The sequence below is a fragment of the Amycolatopsis sp. NPDC024027 genome (assembly GCF_040638975.1).
GTDB lineage: Bacteria > Actinomycetota > Actinomycetes > Mycobacteriales > Pseudonocardiaceae > Amycolatopsis.
Map to the genome: position 1 here is coordinate 117,731 of NZ_JBEZYY010000004.1, position 14,640 is coordinate 132,370.

At 71.8% G+C, this 14,640-nt stretch carries 16 protein-coding genes; 7 read left to right on the plus strand and 9 right to left on the minus strand.

Annotated features, from left to right (window positions below):
* Positions 1 to 27 precede the first annotated feature (27 nt).
* Together AB0F52_RS12485 and AB0F52_RS12490 are read right to left on the minus strand one after the other, a co-directional pair.
* Positions 28 to 456, minus strand: coding sequence for a MarR family transcriptional regulator (locus AB0F52_RS12485; RefSeq protein WP_360168609.1), 429 nt, complete (start codon positions 454 to 456; stop codon positions 28 to 30).
* Positions 457 to 508: 52 nt separating this feature from the next.
* Positions 509 to 1,279, minus strand: coding sequence for a maleylpyruvate isomerase family mycothiol-dependent enzyme (locus AB0F52_RS12490; protein ID WP_360168612.1), 771 nt, complete (start codon positions 1,277 to 1,279; stop codon positions 509 to 511).
* Between the two features lie 117 nt (positions 1,280 to 1,396).
* Between AB0F52_RS12490 and AB0F52_RS12495 the strand changes: the two genes are divergently transcribed.
* Positions 1,397 to 2,557: an MFS transporter gene (locus AB0F52_RS12495; protein WP_360168615.1), complete on the plus strand. Its 1,161-nt coding sequence runs from the start codon at positions 1,397 to 1,399 to the stop codon at positions 2,555 to 2,557.
* Between the two features lie 58 nt (positions 2,558 to 2,615).
* Here AB0F52_RS12495 and AB0F52_RS12500 read toward each other — a convergent pair whose 3' ends face one another.
* Positions 2,616 to 3,143, minus strand: coding sequence for a hypothetical protein (locus AB0F52_RS12500; protein ID WP_360168618.1), 528 nt, complete (start codon positions 3,141 to 3,143; stop codon positions 2,616 to 2,618).
* 58 nt (positions 3,144 to 3,201) lie between these two features.
* On the opposite strand from AB0F52_RS12500, the gene AB0F52_RS12505 reads away from it, so the two are divergent.
* Together AB0F52_RS12505 and AB0F52_RS12510 are read left to right on the plus strand one after the other, a co-directional pair.
* Positions 3,202 to 4,023: an MBL fold metallo-hydrolase gene (locus tag AB0F52_RS12505; protein ID WP_360168621.1), complete on the plus strand. Its 822-nt coding sequence runs from the start codon at positions 3,202 to 3,204 to the stop codon at positions 4,021 to 4,023.
* Between the two features lie 20 nt (positions 4,024 to 4,043).
* Entirely contained in the window at positions 4,044 to 4,502 is a 459-nt protein-coding gene (locus AB0F52_RS12510; RefSeq protein ID WP_360168624.1) for an aldo/keto reductase, read from the plus strand.
* On the opposite strand, the gene rox is transcribed toward AB0F52_RS12510, so the two are convergent.
* The 3 genes from rox to AB0F52_RS12525 form a co-directional block, all read right to left on the minus strand.
* Entirely contained in the window at positions 4,488 to 5,945 is a 1,458-nt protein-coding gene (gene rox, locus AB0F52_RS12515) for a rifampin monooxygenase (protein WP_360168627.1), read from the minus strand. The genes AB0F52_RS12510 and rox overlap by 15 nt on opposite strands.
* A 207-nt stretch (positions 5,946 to 6,152) precedes the next feature.
* Positions 6,153 to 7,250 carry a C40 family peptidase gene (locus AB0F52_RS12520; protein ID WP_360169567.1) on the minus strand — a complete coding sequence of 366 codons (1,098 nt, stop codon included), beginning with the start codon at positions 7,248 to 7,250 and terminating at the stop codon, positions 6,153 to 6,155.
* A gap of 92 nt (positions 7,251 to 7,342) precedes the next feature.
* Entirely contained in the window at positions 7,343 to 8,305 is a 963-nt protein-coding gene (locus tag AB0F52_RS12525; protein ID WP_360168630.1) for a nucleoside hydrolase, read from the minus strand.
* A 52-nt stretch (positions 8,306 to 8,357) separates the two neighbouring features.
* On the opposite strand from AB0F52_RS12525, the gene AB0F52_RS12530 reads away from it, so the two are divergent.
* Together AB0F52_RS12530 and AB0F52_RS12535 are read left to right on the plus strand one after the other, a co-directional pair.
* On the plus strand, positions 8,358 to 9,113 hold the full coding sequence (locus tag AB0F52_RS12530; RefSeq protein ID WP_360168633.1) for an acyltransferase: 756 nt from the start codon (positions 8,358 to 8,360) through the stop codon (positions 9,111 to 9,113).
* Positions 9,114 to 9,156: 43 nt separating this feature from the next.
* Positions 9,157 to 9,534, plus strand: coding sequence for a hypothetical protein (locus AB0F52_RS12535; RefSeq protein ID WP_360168636.1), 378 nt, complete (start codon positions 9,157 to 9,159; stop codon positions 9,532 to 9,534).
* Positions 9,535 to 9,577: 43 nt separating this feature from the next.
* Here AB0F52_RS12535 and AB0F52_RS12540 read toward each other — a convergent pair whose 3' ends face one another.
* Positions 9,578 to 10,147, minus strand: a complete 570-nt coding sequence (locus AB0F52_RS12540) for an NADAR family protein (protein WP_360168639.1) — start codon at positions 10,145 to 10,147, stop codon at positions 9,578 to 9,580.
* A 20-nt stretch (positions 10,148 to 10,167) separates the two neighbouring features.
* Positions 10,168 to 11,424 carry a threonine ammonia-lyase IlvA gene (ilvA, locus tag AB0F52_RS12545; RefSeq protein WP_360168642.1) on the minus strand — a complete coding sequence of 419 codons (1,257 nt, stop codon included), beginning with the start codon at positions 11,422 to 11,424 and terminating at the stop codon, positions 10,168 to 10,170.
* Positions 11,425 to 11,512: 88 nt separating this feature from the next.
* On the opposite strand from ilvA, the gene AB0F52_RS12550 reads away from it, so the two are divergent.
* On the plus strand, positions 11,513 to 12,004 hold the full coding sequence (locus AB0F52_RS12550; protein ID WP_360168645.1) for a SigE family RNA polymerase sigma factor: 492 nt from the start codon (positions 11,513 to 11,515) through the stop codon (positions 12,002 to 12,004).
* Positions 12,001 to 12,987 (plus strand): hypothetical protein, encoded by a 987-nt coding sequence (locus AB0F52_RS12555; protein WP_360168648.1) that lies wholly within the window; start codon positions 12,001 to 12,003, stop codon positions 12,985 to 12,987. Before AB0F52_RS12550 ends, AB0F52_RS12555 begins: the two co-directional genes overlap by 4 nt.
* On the opposite strand, the gene AB0F52_RS12560 is transcribed toward AB0F52_RS12555, so the two are convergent.
* Positions 12,988 to 14,412, minus strand: a complete 1,425-nt coding sequence (locus AB0F52_RS12560) for a short-chain fatty acyl-CoA regulator family protein (RefSeq protein ID WP_360168651.1) — start codon at positions 14,410 to 14,412, stop codon at positions 12,988 to 12,990.
* Positions 14,413 to 14,640: the final 228 nt, after the last annotated feature.

Genomic DNA, 14,640 nt, shown 5'->3' on the forward strand with positions numbered 1-14,640 from the left:
TAGTCGGAACCGACTATACGACCGCCGTCAAGCCAGGTTGCCGACGCAGGTGCGCAGGAGATCCGCCAGGTCGCGCCGCTGGCCGGCCGACAACGTGTCGAGCATCTGCACTTCGACCTGCGTGATCAGGTCTTCGGCGGCGGCCAGCCGGGCGCGGCCCGACGGGGTCAGCGTCACCGGGCGCGCCCGGCCGGTGCTCGCCTGCTCGGCGACGGTGACCAGCCCGGCCGACCGCAGGCCGCCCAGGACGTCCCGCAGCGACTGCCGCGTGACGAACGTGATCCGCGCGAGTTCTGCCGACGACGCGCCGGGGTGGTCGTCGAGCGCGCGCAGCACGGCGTACTGCGACATCGACAGCTCCAGGGGGCGCAGCCGGTCGGTGCAGGCCTGGTTCAGTGCCTGCTGGGCACGTTTGATCAGGTAGCCGGGCCGGTCGCCGGTCGGGGCTGGACTCATGACAGGGACCTTACACAGGCTCGCTGCGTTCGGAACCTGACACCGTGAACGGCTAAAAGCGCGTGTTCTCCCGCCAGTGGCGGAACAGGGCCGCGTCGCCGGACACGGTGAGCCGGTGGTCGTCCGCGGCGAGGCGCCCGGTCAGCGCGAGGAGCAGGTCGGCGGCCCGGCCCTCGACGACGACGTCGGCCTCGGCGGATTCTTGGGCCACCTCGACCCCGGCCGGGGTCCGCCGGACGAGCCAGTGGACCTCGGGTTCGGTGGCGTGGAACAGCAGTGTCTCGCCGGTGCCCCGCAACGACGTCCGGTCCAGCGCCGGGTGCTGCCGGCGCGAGAAGGTGACCGCCAGCCCCAGGCCCTCCGAGATCCCGTCCGCGGCGAGGTCGGCGTCGACGTCGTACGGCGTGCCCGTCGCGAAGGCGGCGTCCGCGCGGTGGACGACCGTTTCGTGGGTCAGCCGCCGCGTCCAGAACCCGGCGCGCCGATCGGGGGTCCACGTCGACGTCGGGGTCTCGGGGCCGACCTCGGCCACCGCGGCGACGAGCCGCCGCGCGCCCTCGCGCAGCCAGCCGCCGAGGGCCTCGAACGCGGGCGGGTCGTCGATCGTGACGGCCTCGAACGGCACGTAACCCGCGGGCCGGCTCGCGATGATGACGGCGGACTTGTGGTAGGCGATCCCGACGTGGCAGGTCAGGTCCCGCAGTGTCCACTCCGGACACGTCGGGACCCGCAAGTCCGGGGCGGCGCCCGCGATCGCGGTCCCGAACCGGTCCGCTTCGGTGCCGAGCGCGGCGGCCAGCCGGTCATGGCTCAACGACTTCACCCCACCACCGTAGGCCGTGCGGCGGTGGCCGTGGGGTCGTGATCGGCTGCCCCGAAGCCGGCCTCCGGGGACCTGGACAGGGGCTTCGCGCCGGTCCAAGATCCGTAGGGTGGCGGGGTGACTGGGGAGCTGGAACGCGCTCGGCTCGGGGTTTCCGTCGTGTTCGCGGTGTGCGGCGCCGCGTTCGCGACCTGGCTGGCCCGGGTGCCCGCAGTGCAGGGGCGGCTCGGGCTGAGCACGGGCGAGCTGGCGACCGGGCTGTTCGGCCTCGCCGCCGGATCGGTGTTCGCCCTGCTGGGCGCGGGTGCGCTGCTCACCCGGATCGGCAGCCGGGCGGCCGTCGGGCTCGGCGCGGCCGTGCTGTGCGCGGGACTTCCACTGGTCGCGTTCGCGTGGTCGGCGCCGGTGTTCTTCGCCGCGCTCGTCGTGCTGGGGGTGGGCAACAGCCTGCTCGACGTCGCCATGAACGCCCACGCGGCCCGCGTCGAGGACGGCTACGGGCGCCCGATCTTCGCCGGCTTCCACGCCTTCTGGAACATCGGCGGCCTCGCGGGCTCGGGCGTCGACGCGCTGATGGAAGCCTCGCACGTCCCGGTGACCGTGCACTTCCCGGTCGCCGGCGCGGTGCTGCTCGCACTCGCGTTGTGGGCGGCCCGCACCCGCTTCCTCGGCGGCGCCGACCGCGGTCAGGGCGAAGCGGCCTTCGCGTGGCCGAGCCGGGCGCTGGTGCCGCTGGGCGTGATCGCCTTCTGCGGGTTCGTCGCCGAGGGGGCGGTCAACAGCTGGAGCGCGGTCTACCTTGCGGACGTCACCAGCGCGACACCCGCGCTCGCCTCACTCGGCTACTTCGCCTTCTCGGGAACGATGATCGCGGTCCGGCTGGTCGCCGACCGCGTGGTGGCGCGGACGGGCGCGGTCCGGTTCGTCCGCGTGGCGGCCACGGTCGCGGTGCTGGGCTTCGCCGTGGTCCTCGCCGCGCCGTGGCCGGTCGTGGTGGTGTCCGGCTTCGCGGTCGTCGGGCTCGGCGTGGCCGGGATCGTGCCGATCGCGTGGAGCGTGGCGAGCCGGAAGCAGGCGGACGCGCCGGGCCGGGCGGTCGCCGCCGTCGCGGCCTGCGGGTACCTGGGGTTCCTGGTGGAACCGGTCCTGGTCGGCGCGCTCGCGACCCGCGTCGGGCTGCACTGGGCGCTCTTGTCGGCGGTCGCGGCCACCCTCGGGATCGTCTTCTTGGCGCCGTCGCTGCGGGAATCCGCCCGCACGCGGGCCGGCTCGGCCTGAACTTTCGTGGTGGAAGGCCATTCGGAGCGCCCGGATCCGCAGGCTCGGCGGCTGATGCTCAGCGCGTGCCCTGGACGTCGACGCGGCACGCCTCCAGGAACCGGTCCCCGGCGTCGCTGATCCCGGTCAGCACCTGGTCGAGACTCTCCCGGCGCACCTCCTCGGCCCCGGCGTCGAGCTCGGCGAAGACGGCATTCACCCCGTTGCGGGCCGCCTTCCACAGCTCCTTGCCGCGCTTCCGCGGTTCCTCGGTGCCGAACAGGGCGACTTGGTTGTGCGCCTTGCGCAGCTCGGTGCGCCGTTCGCGCCACCGGGTTTCGATCTGCTCCCGCTCCGCCGGCAGCTTGACGAATTCCGACCGGACCAGCTGGAACGCCTCTTCGCTCGCCGTCGACAGGCCCGCGTAGGCCTTGACGCGCTCGTCACGCAGCCAGTTCGCGTGGTCCGCCGCCCGCTTCTGCGCTTCCGCGCGCTGGGTCGCCTTGAGCTTGCGGCCCTCGACGAACGTGTTGGTCAGCAATGTGAGTACGACCCCGCCGAGCGTGGCGCACACGGTGATCAGCTGCGTGGTGGTCCCCGAGTCCATCACAGGATTATCCCTGCGGCCTTGACCTCCACCTTGGTCGAGTTCCAAGACTGGCGTCATGACGATCTGGATCTGCGGAACCTGCGGGGTCGAACACCCCGACACCGACCGGCCCCCGGCCGGCGACTGCGCGATCTGCGCCGACGACCGGCAGTGGGTGCCCGCCTCGGGGCAGGTGTGGACGACCCTCGACGCGCTCGCGGCCGACAGCCGCGAAGTGGCGCACCGGGAACTCGAACCGGGCCTGCACGCGTTCAACCGCGAACCGCAGTTCGGAATCGGCCAGTGGACGCACCTGGTCCGGACGTCCGGCGGCAACCTGCTGTGGGACCCGCCGAACCACCTCGACCCGGCGCTGGCCGCGAAGATCGAGGAACTCGGCGGGGCCGCGGTGATCGTGGCCAGCCACCCGCACATGTACGGCTCTCAGGTCAGCTGGAGCCGGCGGCTCGGGAACGTTCCGGTCCTCGTCAACTCCGCCGATCGGCGCTGGGTGCGGCGCGAGGACGCCGTGATCCGGGAGTGGTCCGGCACCGAGCGGGTCCTGCCCGGGGTGACCCTCGTCGAAGCTGGCGGGCACTTCCCCGGCGCCGCGGTCGCCCACGTCGAGAACGACACCGGCGGCACCCTGCTGGTCGGCGACACCGTGCTCCCGGTGGCGGCGGACGGGTGGGTGACCTTCATGCGCAGCTACCCCAACCGCATCCCGCTCTCCGCGGGCCTGGTGCAGCGGATCGTGGACCGCCTCGAGCCCTATGAGTTCGACCGCCTGTACAGCCTCCTCGGCGGCAAGGTCCTCGGGGACGCCAAGGGCGCGGTGCGCCGGTCCGCGGAGCGCTACATCGCCTGGGTGAGCGGGGCCAACGACCACCTCGGCTGAGCCGGTGCCCTCATCCGCCGATGATCACGGACCCACCCGGCAACTGGACGCTCGGCGACCGCTCGGTCAACCGCATCGGCTTCGGCGCGATGCGGTTGCCGCAAAACGACCAGGCGTTCGCCGCCGACGCCGTCCCGCGCGATCGCGACCTCGGCCGCGACCACCTGGACCTGGTGAACCTGCGCGTCCAGGGGCCGGCCTCGACCAGCGAGCACTTCGGCGTGCTGGCCGGGTTGCACGAGGCCGGAGCGGGCGGCGACGAGCACGACGAGGTGCTCGCCACCGCCCGGGCGCACGGGGCGAGCCCGCCGCAGGTGCGGCTCGCCTGGGCTCTGCGGCGGGGACCGCACGTGCTGGTCATCCCCACCACCGGCACTCCTGGTCGTTTGGAGGACAACGTCGCGGCCGGAGCCCTCCGGCTCACCCCGGACGAGCCGGCCCGCCTCGACGCCGTCCACCTGGCCTCACCGGAGAGGTGAGCCGAACCAGCGGGCCAGGTGGTCGTCCAGATCCCGTTGGTCATCGCCGATCCAGGCGACGTGACCGTCGGGGCGCAGCAGGACGCCCGGGACGTCGAGGTCCGCGGTGGGGTCCGCGAGGTGGTCGACCCGGTCCGACCAGCCGCCGGTGGTCAGGCGTTCGGTGCGGTCCAGAAGCAAGCCGCGGCCTCGGTGCAGCCGGTCGTAGAGGCGGCCCTGTTTGACGTCGAGGTCGCGCAGGCGGCGGCCGAGGAGATCGGGGCCCGCACCGAAGTCGTAGCGGATGTCGATCGCGGCGATCTTCGCGATCAGGTAGCGGTTCACCTCGTCGAGGTCCATCAGTTCGGTGAGCAGCCGCCGCACGGCTTGCGGTCCCGGTTTCGGGGACATGAGTTCCATCTGGGCGCGGGTGTTGTCCAGCACGGCCTCGGCGACCGGGCGACGTTCGGCCTGGTAGGTGTCCAGCAGCGGTTCCGGCGCCCAGCCGCGGATCCGGGCAGCCAGTTTCCAGCCGAGGTTGAACGCGTCCTGGATGCCCAGGTTCAGCCCCTGGCCGCCGGTGGGTGGGTGGATGTGCGCCGCGTCGCCGGCCAGCAGCACCCGCCCGGTCCGGTACCGCTCGGCCAGCCGGGTCGCGTCACCGAACCGCGACAGCCAGCGCGGGGAGTGCACGCCGAAGTCGGTTCCGGCGATGGCCCGCAGCTGTTGCCGGAAATCGTCCAGGGTGGGTGGCGCCGCGCGATCGGCGACGCCCGCGGCCGGGACGACGACGCTGTAGACGCCTTCACCGAAGGGCCGGAGCCAGAACGGCCGGTGGGTCTCGCTGACCTCGGTCACCTTGGCGGCGATCTCCGTGGGCGGCGCAGTCGCCGCCATTTCGCCCATCAGCGTTTCGGTCCGCGAAGGCTCGCCGGGGAAGCCGATACCGCTCAGCTTGCGCACCGTGCTGCGTCCGCCGTCACAGCCGACGAGGTAGCGCGCACGCAGCCGTTCGCCGCCGGCCAGCTCGACGGTCACGCCCTCGTCGTCCTGCTCGAAACCGGCCACGGCGCCACCGTGCCGGACCTCGGCGCTCAGGTGGACCGCGTGGTCTTCGAGGAGACGAACGATGACCGGCTGCGGAATGCCCAGCAGGTAGGCGTGCGCGGAGTCGAGGTCCCGGGGCGCGGGTTTGGGGATGGCGGCGAAGAACCCGCCGGCGGGACGCTGCCGTCCGTGGGCGAGGAGGCGGTCCAGCAGCCCGCGCATGGCCATCAGTTCGAGGCTGCGGATGTGCAGCCCGACGATGCGGACGAACGACGCGGGTTCGGTGTCCTGTTCCAGGACGAGGACCCGCACGTCGTGCAGCCGCAGTTCGGCGGCCAGCGTGGCGCCGGTCGGCCCGCAGCCGACGATGATCACGTCGAACGGCGACGGTTCCGGAGTGGATGGCGAAGAGTCCATGGTGGTGCCTTTCGGGAGTGCCTTGGGTCGAGGCGCTCCCGGCGACACCTACGTCAATCGCCCGGCCGTGACTGGCGGGGGAGCACCCACGTCGATCCTGCGTTCATGGGGCTCACCTCCTCGGGCGGTGTCACGGTTCCCGGCAAGTTACAAGCCCGGGCCGCACCCCGTCCAGTCCTTTTGTCGCCCGCGCGACTACGGCCGGGCTCAGGCCGTGGGGCGGCCCGCTCCGGCGTAGTCGTCGCCGTCCCTGCGGTACGAATGGACCTGGACCGCCTGTCCGGTCTGCGGCGCGTCGATCATCTGCTGGTTGCCGATGTAGAGGCCGACGTGGTGGATCTTCGTCGCCGGCTCGCCGTAGAAGATCAGGTCGCCCAGCTGCGGATCGGTCACGTGCGGGACGCTGCGGAACTGCGTGTCGGCCGTGCGCATCAGCTTGACCCCCGCGCTGCCGTACGCCGCCGTCGTCAGGCCCGAGCAGTCGAAGCCCGGGTCGCTGCCGCCGGTGCCGTTACCGCCCCAGATGTAGGGGAGGCCGATCTTGTCGATCGCGAAGTTCACCGCGCTCAGCACCGCCGCGTTCGGCGCCGCCGAGCCCTGGCCGACCGTGCCGTAGACGTTGACCGTGGCCAGCGTCCGGTGCAGGAACAGCGGCGCCGGCTGCAGCGTGCCGACCGAGTCCCACCACACCTGGCCCTGGGACAGGTCGTGGCCGTCGGCGCACAGCGCGCGGCCCGTGGTCAGCGCGGCGTCGTCGATGTTTTGGACATCGGGCTTCCCGCCGGACGCGCTGGCCTGGTACTTGCCCCAGACCGCCGGGGACAACTGCATCGGCCCGGCGGCGTTCGCCGTCGAGACGACCTTGTTGTAGAAGTCGCGCACCTCGATCGCGCCGAGCGGCTTGTCCAGGACACCGGTGGTGCCGAACTGCCCGCCCCGCGCGCGGCCGTGGTCCGTGGTCACTTTTCCGACCGCGGCCAGCGTGACCCACGAAAGGTGGCACCCGGGGACGTCCTTGCCCAGCTTGGTCGTCGCTTTCGCGTAGCCGACCATCGCGCGCAGCGGGACATCGAGCCACTGGCTGGTCTTGGACGCCCAGGCGTCGAACTCGCTCGCTTCGGGCACCTTCGGCGGCGTCGAGGTCTGCGGGGGCGTGGTCGCCGGCGGCTTCGGAGGCTTCGGCGACGTCGACGACGCCGGTGTGCCCGTCGCGGCGGCGTTCGTGGTCTCCTGCTGCTTCGGCGCGAGCAGGATGCCGGCCACCAGGGCGCCCGCGACGACGATGACCGCCGCGATCACGACCACGGGCTTCCGGCGGCGGGGTGCGGGCGGTTCGGGCTGCTCGGCCTGTTCAGTCTGTTCAGTCTGTTCAGTCGGGACGACCTCGGGCTCCTCGCTCACCGGGCCGCTCCGGTGAGCCGGTCGAGGACGAAGCCGCGCAGGCCGTCGAGGTCGGTGTCCAGCGCGACCTCGATCGGGCGGCCGGGGCTGAACTGCGGATCGTCCTCGCCGAGCCGCCGCCGGTCGACCAGGGTCTGGCCGCGCGCCGGGCCGAGGCCGCAGTCGACGTCGACCCGGTAGGTCTCGGTGTGCAGGATGCCGGGCGAGATCGCTTCGGCGACCGCCACGGCGTCGTGCATGACCATCCGGTCCTCGCCGAACACGCGCGTGTAGTGCTGCCGGTAGGTCGAGGTCAGTCCTTCGAGGACGGCGCCCACGGGCCCCGACGACGCGAGCTTGGCCAGCCACTCGCCGTCGACGGCGCAGCGGTGCGTGAGGTCCAGCGGCACCAGCACCACCGGAACGTCCTCCTCGACCAGCACCCGCCGGGCCGCCTCGGGGTCGCTCCAGATGTTGAATTCGGCGGCGGTCGTGCTGTTGCCGAACGTCACGCCGCCGCCCATGATCACCAGCCGCGCGATCTTCGCCGCCGCGCCCGGGTGGGCGGCGAGCAGCGCGGCGATGTTCGTCAACGGCCCGATCGGGACGATGGTCACCGGTTCGTCGGACGTCTCGAGCAGGTCGAGCATCAGCCGGACGGCGTCCCGTTCCTCCAGCGGACGGGTCGCCTCGGGCAGGGTGTAGGAGTGGCCCGACAGGCCGTCGCCGCCGTGGACCTCTTTCGCGTCACGCGGCTTGGAGTAGACGAGCGGCCGCGCGGCCCCCGCGGCCACGGGGACGTCGGTGCGGCCGACGAGCTCCAGCAGCCGCCGCGCGTTCGACGTCGTGCGCTCCAGCGGGACGTTGCCGAAAACCGACGTCACCCCGAGGAGGTCGACGTCCGGCGACAGCGCCGCCAGCGCGATCGCCAGCGCGTCGTCGACGCCCGGGTCGGTGTCGATGATCAGCTTCGTGCCCATCCCGCTCCCCTTGCCTGCGAACCCGTCCCGCACACAGGTTACGGTCACGGGCATGACGTCGATGTGGGGTGCGCCCGCGCTGTCGCGGGTGCGGGCCTGGCGCCGTGCCCGGCAGGACCCGCGGCAGGCGAAGTTCCTGACCGCCGACTCGCTGCGCTGGGTGCTACGCAACCGCGCGTACACGCCCTGGTACCTGGTCCGGTACTACCGGCTGCTCAAGTTCCGGCTCGCCAATCCGCACATCATCCTGCGGGGCATGCTCTTCCTCGGGAAGGACGTCGAGATCCACTGCCGCCCCGGCTACGGGCGGCTGGAGATCGGCCGCTGGGTCCACATCGGCGACGGCAACGCGATCCGCTGCCACGAGGGCTCGCTGCGGATCGGCGACAAGTCCGTGTTCGGCCGCCAGAACGTGATCAACTGCTACCTCGACATCGAGCTCGGCGCGGCCACGCTGGTCGCCGACTGGGTGTACATCTGTGACTTCGATCACGTCATTTCGGACATCCACGTGCCGATCAAGGACCAGGGCATCGTGAAGTCCCCGGTCCGGATCGGCCCGGACACCTGGCTCGGCACCAAGGTCAGCGTCCTGAAGGGCACCCGCATCGGCCGCGGCAGCGTGCTCGGCGCGCACGCGGTCGTCCGTGGTGACATTCCGGACTACTCGATCGCGGTCGGCGCGCCGGCGCGAGTGGTCCGCAACCGCAAGGACGACTACGCGGCCGACGCCGCGCGTCGCGAGGCTGTCGCGGACATGGCCCGGAAGGCGAACAAGGCCCTGCAAAAAACCCTCGGCGAGCAGTAGGACTACTCAGGCCGCGTGGTCGTTTTTCGGTGATGGTGGTCGCATGGGGGAGTACCGCGAGGTCGTCGTGTCCACCTTGCTCGCGCTGGTGGCGGTGGGGTGGCTGGTCGTCGTCCCGTTCCTGGTGCTGCAGGGCGCGCTGGGGAACATGCCGGTGTTCGGCACGAGCACGCACGGGGGCGACGGCTACCTGACCTGGGCGGCCTGGCTCGGCGCCTGCCTGCCGCTGGTGGGCGTGGTCGTTTCGGCGACCACGCGGCGGCGAGGGTGGACGTGGTTCTTCGGGATCTGCCTGACGCTGGCCGCGGTCGTCGCGGCCTTGAAGTGGGCGGACGACCTCCGGCACCGGCCGCCGCCCCCGCCGGGACCGCGGCACTGCGTCGAGCGCAGCGGCGGCGGCAACGACTGTCCGGGCGGCTGACCCCGACACCGGTCAGCCGACGTCGTGCGCGGGGCTCCTCGAGTCAGACACGCGCCCGCAGCTGCTCGCGGACCTCCATCAGCGCGAAGCCGAGCAGGTTCAGCCCACGCCAGTAGTCGGGTTTGGTCGCGTACTTCTCCTCGCGCGCGAGGCCGGTGCCCCAGACGAGGTCCTTCTTGGACGCCTCGACGAGCACCGCGTCCCCGGTCCCGAGCAGGAACCGGCGCAGGTCGCGGTGGGCGCGGAACTTGGCCAGGTTGCCGTCGACGACGATGTCGAACCGGTGCCGCTCCCAGGTGGCGGCGTCGAACCCGGCGACCTCGCGGCCGAGCACCTTCGCCGCCTTCGGGTCGGGCGTGGTCCGGATCAGCTCGGCCTTCTCGTGGTCGCCGAACAGCTCGGCCTTGCCGGCCATCATGTAGTGCTCGGCGGTCGGGTAGACGACGCCGTCGGCTTCGAAGGGGTCGACCCACCACTGGCTCAGGCAGCTCGCCGTCACCCGCCCGGACTTCGAGGGCGTGTGCCCGTAGAACAGCAGGTACTCGGGCTCCGCACCCTCGTGGACTTTTTCGCGCAACGCCTCGACACTGCGGACACCGTCGACCTTCACCATCCGCCTAGTGGACCACGCGCTCAGAGCAGGAAGTGGAACAGGGGGCTGCCCGGCTCGATCCGCTCCACCTGCAGGGGGCTCGCGTCCATCCGGGCCAGCAGCCCGGGCAGGTCGGCTGACCGGGCGATTTCGATGCCGACCAGCGCCGGCCCCATCTCGCGGTTGGTGCGCTTGACGTACTCGAAGCGGGTGATGTCGTCCTCGGGCCCGAGCACCTGCTCGAGGAACCGCCGCAGCGCGCCGGGCTCCTGCGGGAAGCCGACCAGGAAGTAGTGCTTCAGCCCTTCGTGCATCAGCGAGCGTTCGAGGATCTCGCTGTAGCGGCTGACGTCGTTGTTGCCGCCGGAGACCAGGCAGACGACGGTCTGGCCGGGCTCGACCCCGACGACCGTGCCGAGCGACGCCGCGGCGAGCGCGCCCGCGGGTTCGGCGATGATCCCGTCGGACTGGTACATCGCGAGCATCTCGGTGCACACCGCGCCCTCGGCGACCGCGGTCAGCTCGGCGCCGCTCTCGCGGATCAGGGGATAGGTGACCGCGCCGGCTTCGCGCACGGCGGCGCCGTCGACGAACGAGTCGAGCTCCGGCAGCCGCACCGGGTGCCCGGCCTCGAGGGCCGCCGCCATGCAGGCCGCGCCCGCGGGCTCGACACCGACGATCCGGACGTCCGGGTGCCGCTCCCGCAGCCAGCTGCCGACCCCGGCGAGCAGCCCGCCGCCGCCGACGGGCACGACCACGACGTCGGGCACGAAGCCGAGCTGCTCGATCACCTCGAGGGCGACCGTGCCTTGGCCGGCGACGGTGCGGACGTCGTCGAACGCGGGCACCAGGGTCGCGCCGGTGCGCTGGGCGTCCTCGTTGGCCGCGGCGAAGGCGTCTTCGTACGTTTCTCCGACAACGACGACCTCGATGTGCGCGCCGCCGAGCGTCGCGATGCGCTCGCGCTTCTGCCGCGGCGTGGTCCCGGGGACGTACACGCGGCCGTTGGCGCCGAGCCGCCGGCACGCGTACGCGACGCCCTGGGCGTGGTTGCCGGCGCTGGCGCAGACGACGCCCCGGGCGCGGACGTCCTCGTCGAGCTGGACGATGAAGTTGTAGGCGCCGCGGATCTTGTACGACCGGACGGTCTGCAGGTCCTCGCGCTTCACCCAGACCTGCGCGTCCACCCGGGACGACAACCGGGCGCTCGGCTCGAGCGGCGTCCGGGTCACCACCCCGGCCAGCCGCTCGGCGGCCTTCTCGATGGTCGCCGCGGTCACCGTGTCGATGTCGTGCACCCCGGTGAATCTACGACTCGCGCGTCCCGGGCAACCGGCCGGGCCTCCGGGCGCATCAAAGGGGTGACGAACGAGATGGGGGGCGCCGATGAACGCCGGATTCACCGAGTACGTGACCACGCGGGCGGCTTGGCTGCGCAAGGTCGCGTACTTGCTCTGCGGCGACTGGCACCGGGCCGACGACCTGGTCCAGTCGGCGATCACCCGGCTTTACGCGAACTGGCCGCGCGCCTCCCGTGCCGACAACCTGGACGGCTACGCGCGCCGCACGCTGGTCAACACGTTCCTGGCTGAACAGCGGACGTCGTGGTGGCGGCGGGTGGATTTGCGCCAAAACGACCAGGACCCGCCGGCACCGGGCACGGACGTCGAACAGGCGCTGGACCTGCGGGCCGCGCTGGAACGGCTGCCGGCCCGGCAGCGCGCGACCGTCGTCCTGCGCTACTTCGGCGATCTGCCGGTCGCCGAGACCGCGCGAGCGCTGGGCTGTTCCGAAGGCACCGTCAAGAGCCAGACCGCGAAGGCCGTGGACGCGCTTCGCGAGCTGCTGCGCGAACCGATCCGGGAGGGACGAGCATGATCGACCACGAGCTGGCCACCAAGCTGAAGGAACTGGCCGAGACGCCTGCCCCGCCGCCCCGGATCGACCTCGACCGCGCGCGCCGGCTCGGGGGACGCCGTCGTCGTGTGCGGACCGCGGCGCTGGTCGTGGGCTGTGCCGCGGTGGTGACGGCCGGGGGGCTGACGGCCGTGTCGGCGATGCGGCCCACGCCGCCCCCGATCGCGCCGGCGGCCGTCCTGCCCAAGCCACCGCCCGTCGCGCCGGCGCCCACCGACAACCCGCTGGTGGCGAAGGCGAGCTTCGGCTGGCTGCCGGAGTCCATCAAGGGCGTCGAGTACGGCGCCGGCGGCCACGGCGACTCCGCGCTGGCCATCGGCCGCGGCGACCTGGCGCCGATGATCTGGCTCGCCGTGTACGACCGGGAACCGCCGTTGGACCGCAAGCACGACATGGGCGGGCGGGCGGTGCGCGTCCCGGTCCGGGTCGGCGACCGCGACGGCTACTGGGTCACGACCGATGCCCGCGACCCGCTGAACCAGGGCAACAGCTACCTGCGTTGGCCGACCGCGGACGGCCGGTGGGCCGAGCTGAACGCGTACTACCTCACCCTGCCCGATCTGCAGCAGGTCCTGCTGCGCGTCGCCGGGGAGGTGACGTTCGCGAACCGCGCGGTGCCGTTGCCGCTGCACATCACCGGTCTGCCGGAGACGTTCCGCGTCGCCGACATCGGCCTGTGGCGTCGCCCCGACCAGGACGGCGTCCCGTGGCGGGCGGTGCTCCAGTACTCGTCGAACGGCGCACTCGTGACGATCACGGTCTCCCCGCCGGGTGGCCACGCGGACGGCCCCGGCAAGCCCGTCTGCACGATGAAGAACGGGCTGCGGGCGTGCGTCGCGATCGACAAGCCCCAGGCCGCGGGCATCACCTCGCAGGAGCTGCTGAGCCGGATCACGCTGCTCGGCCCGGACGAGTCGAAGTGGACGCCGCACGTGATCGGCTGATCAGCCCTTGGGCACCGCCGGGTAGGGGACGAAGGTGCTGGTGTTCTCGTCCACGGTGAGCTGCTTGCCGATCGTCGGGAACGCGCGCTGGGAGCACGCCGGCCGTTCGCAGACTTTGCAGCCCATTCCGATGGGCGTCGCGGCGGCCGGCTCGTCCAGGTCCAGGCCGGTCGAATAGACGAGGCGCCCGGCGTGGCGCAGTTCGCAGCCCAGCCCGACCGTGAACGTCTTGCCCGGGCTGCCGTAGCCGCCGATGTTGCGCGACACCGTGCGCGCGACCCAGAAGTAGCTCTTGCCGTCGGGCAGGGTGGCGATCTGGGTGAGGATCTTGCCCGGCTGGGTGAACGCCTCGTAGATGTTCCACAGCGGACACGCCCCGCCGACGCGGGAGAAGTGGAACCCGGCCGCCGACTGCCGCTTCGACATGTTCCCGGCCCGGTCCACCCGCACGAACGAGAACGGCACGCCGCGCTGCTTCGGCCGTTGCAGCGTGGACAGCCGGTGGCAGACGGTCTCGAAGCCGACGCCGTAGTGGTCGCACAGCCGCTCGATGTCGTACCGGAACCGCTCGGCCGCGGCCAGGAACGGCCCGTAGGGGAGGATAAGCGCCCCGGCGAAGTAGTTCGCCAGGCCGACGCGGGCGAGCGACCGGGCGGCCGGCCCGGAGAACGCCCACGAGTCCGCGAGCTCGGTGATGAGGTCGTCGTACTCGAGCAGCGCGATCTGCGAAGCCATCCGGAACGCCTGCTGCCCGACCCGCAGGCTCGGTGCCAGCCGCAGCACCCGCGTCACCGGCTCGTAGCGGTGCTGCTGGCCGGTGGCCTCGTCGATGCCCTCGCTGGTCACCTCGACGCCGTAGCGCTGGGAAAGGCGTTCCTTCAGCGCGCTCAGCACCTGCCCGCGCTGCAGCGGGATGTCCGCCGCCATCTTCTCGGCGCGTTCGTCCAGTTCCGCGACATAGTTCTCTCGCTCGTAGAAGAAGTCGCGCACCTCCTCGTGCGGCAGCGCCCCGGCGGCGCTGCCGTGCAGGCCCAGGCCGTTTTCCGTGGTCAGCGCGGCGGTGTTCTCGACGGCGTTGCGGTAACTGCGGTGCAGCTTGACCAGCGCCTGCGCGATCGCCGGCAGGTTCGTGGCCAGCTCGTTGAGCTCACCGGTGGTGACGTCGATGCCGAGGGCTTCGTCGAGCAGGGCTTCCTTGACGTCGGCGACCAGCCGGGACGTGTCGTTGTTGGCGAAGAACTCGGTGTCGACGCCGAACGCCTGCGTGATCCGCAGCAGCACGGGCACGGTCAGCGGACGCGAGTTGTGCTCGATCTGGTTGAGGTAGCTGGGTGAGATCTCCAGCACACGAGCGAGGTCGGCCTGGCTCATCGAGCGGCTTTCGCGGAGGTGCCGCAACCGCGCGCCGGCGAAAGTCTTCTCCATTCGTGCCCTCCTTCCCGGAAGGTTTCCGGTCCTGAACGGTTACGTGAACGGTCAAGAACGCGGATTTTCGATCAGTTGCGAATCGGCTGATTCGCAACCTTTGCAAAGAGCGTACGGACCCTTCGCACAAATTGGCAAATTGGACACCTGGACCTCGTTTTCGCTGGCGTGTCAGGGTCAGGCCAAGCAAGGCGAGCAATCGCAAACTTCGCAACACCGGGAGATTCG

Excerpts from the sequence above, each read along its gene's own strand:
- AB0F52_RS12505 (WP_360168621.1), top strand. The coding sequence starts at position 3,202 with ATGACGATCTGGATCTGCGGAACCTGCGGGGTCGAACACCCCGACACC.
- rox (WP_360168627.1), bottom strand. The coding sequence starts at position 5,945 with ATGGACTCTTCGCCATCCACTCCGGAACCGTCGCCGTTCGACGTGATC.
- AB0F52_RS12560 (WP_360168651.1), bottom strand. The coding sequence starts at position 14,412 with ATGGAGAAGACTTTCGCCGGCGCGCGGTTGCGGCACCTCCGCGAAAGC.
- AB0F52_RS12530 (WP_360168633.1), top strand. The coding sequence starts at position 8,358 with ATGACGTCGATGTGGGGTGCGCCCGCGCTGTCGCGGGTGCGGGCCTGG.
- AB0F52_RS12485 (WP_360168609.1), bottom strand. The coding sequence starts at position 456 with ATGAGTCCAGCCCCGACCGGCGACCGGCCCGGCTACCTGATCAAACGT.
- AB0F52_RS12510 (WP_360168624.1), top strand. The coding sequence starts at position 4,044 with ATGATCACGGACCCACCCGGCAACTGGACGCTCGGCGACCGCTCGGTC.
- AB0F52_RS12555 (WP_360168648.1), top strand. The coding sequence starts at position 12,001 with ATGATCGACCACGAGCTGGCCACCAAGCTGAAGGAACTGGCCGAGACG.
- AB0F52_RS12525 (WP_360168630.1), bottom strand. The coding sequence starts at position 8,305 with ATGGGCACGAAGCTGATCATCGACACCGACCCGGGCGTCGACGACGCG.
- AB0F52_RS12535 (WP_360168636.1), top strand. The coding sequence starts at position 9,157 with ATGGGGGAGTACCGCGAGGTCGTCGTGTCCACCTTGCTCGCGCTGGTG.
- AB0F52_RS12500 (WP_360168618.1), bottom strand. The coding sequence starts at position 3,143 with ATGGACTCGGGGACCACCACGCAGCTGATCACCGTGTGCGCCACGCTC.
- AB0F52_RS12550 (WP_360168645.1), top strand. The coding sequence starts at position 11,513 with ATGAACGCCGGATTCACCGAGTACGTGACCACGCGGGCGGCTTGGCTG.
- AB0F52_RS12540 (WP_360168639.1), bottom strand. The coding sequence starts at position 10,147 with ATGGTGAAGGTCGACGGTGTCCGCAGTGTCGAGGCGTTGCGCGAAAAA.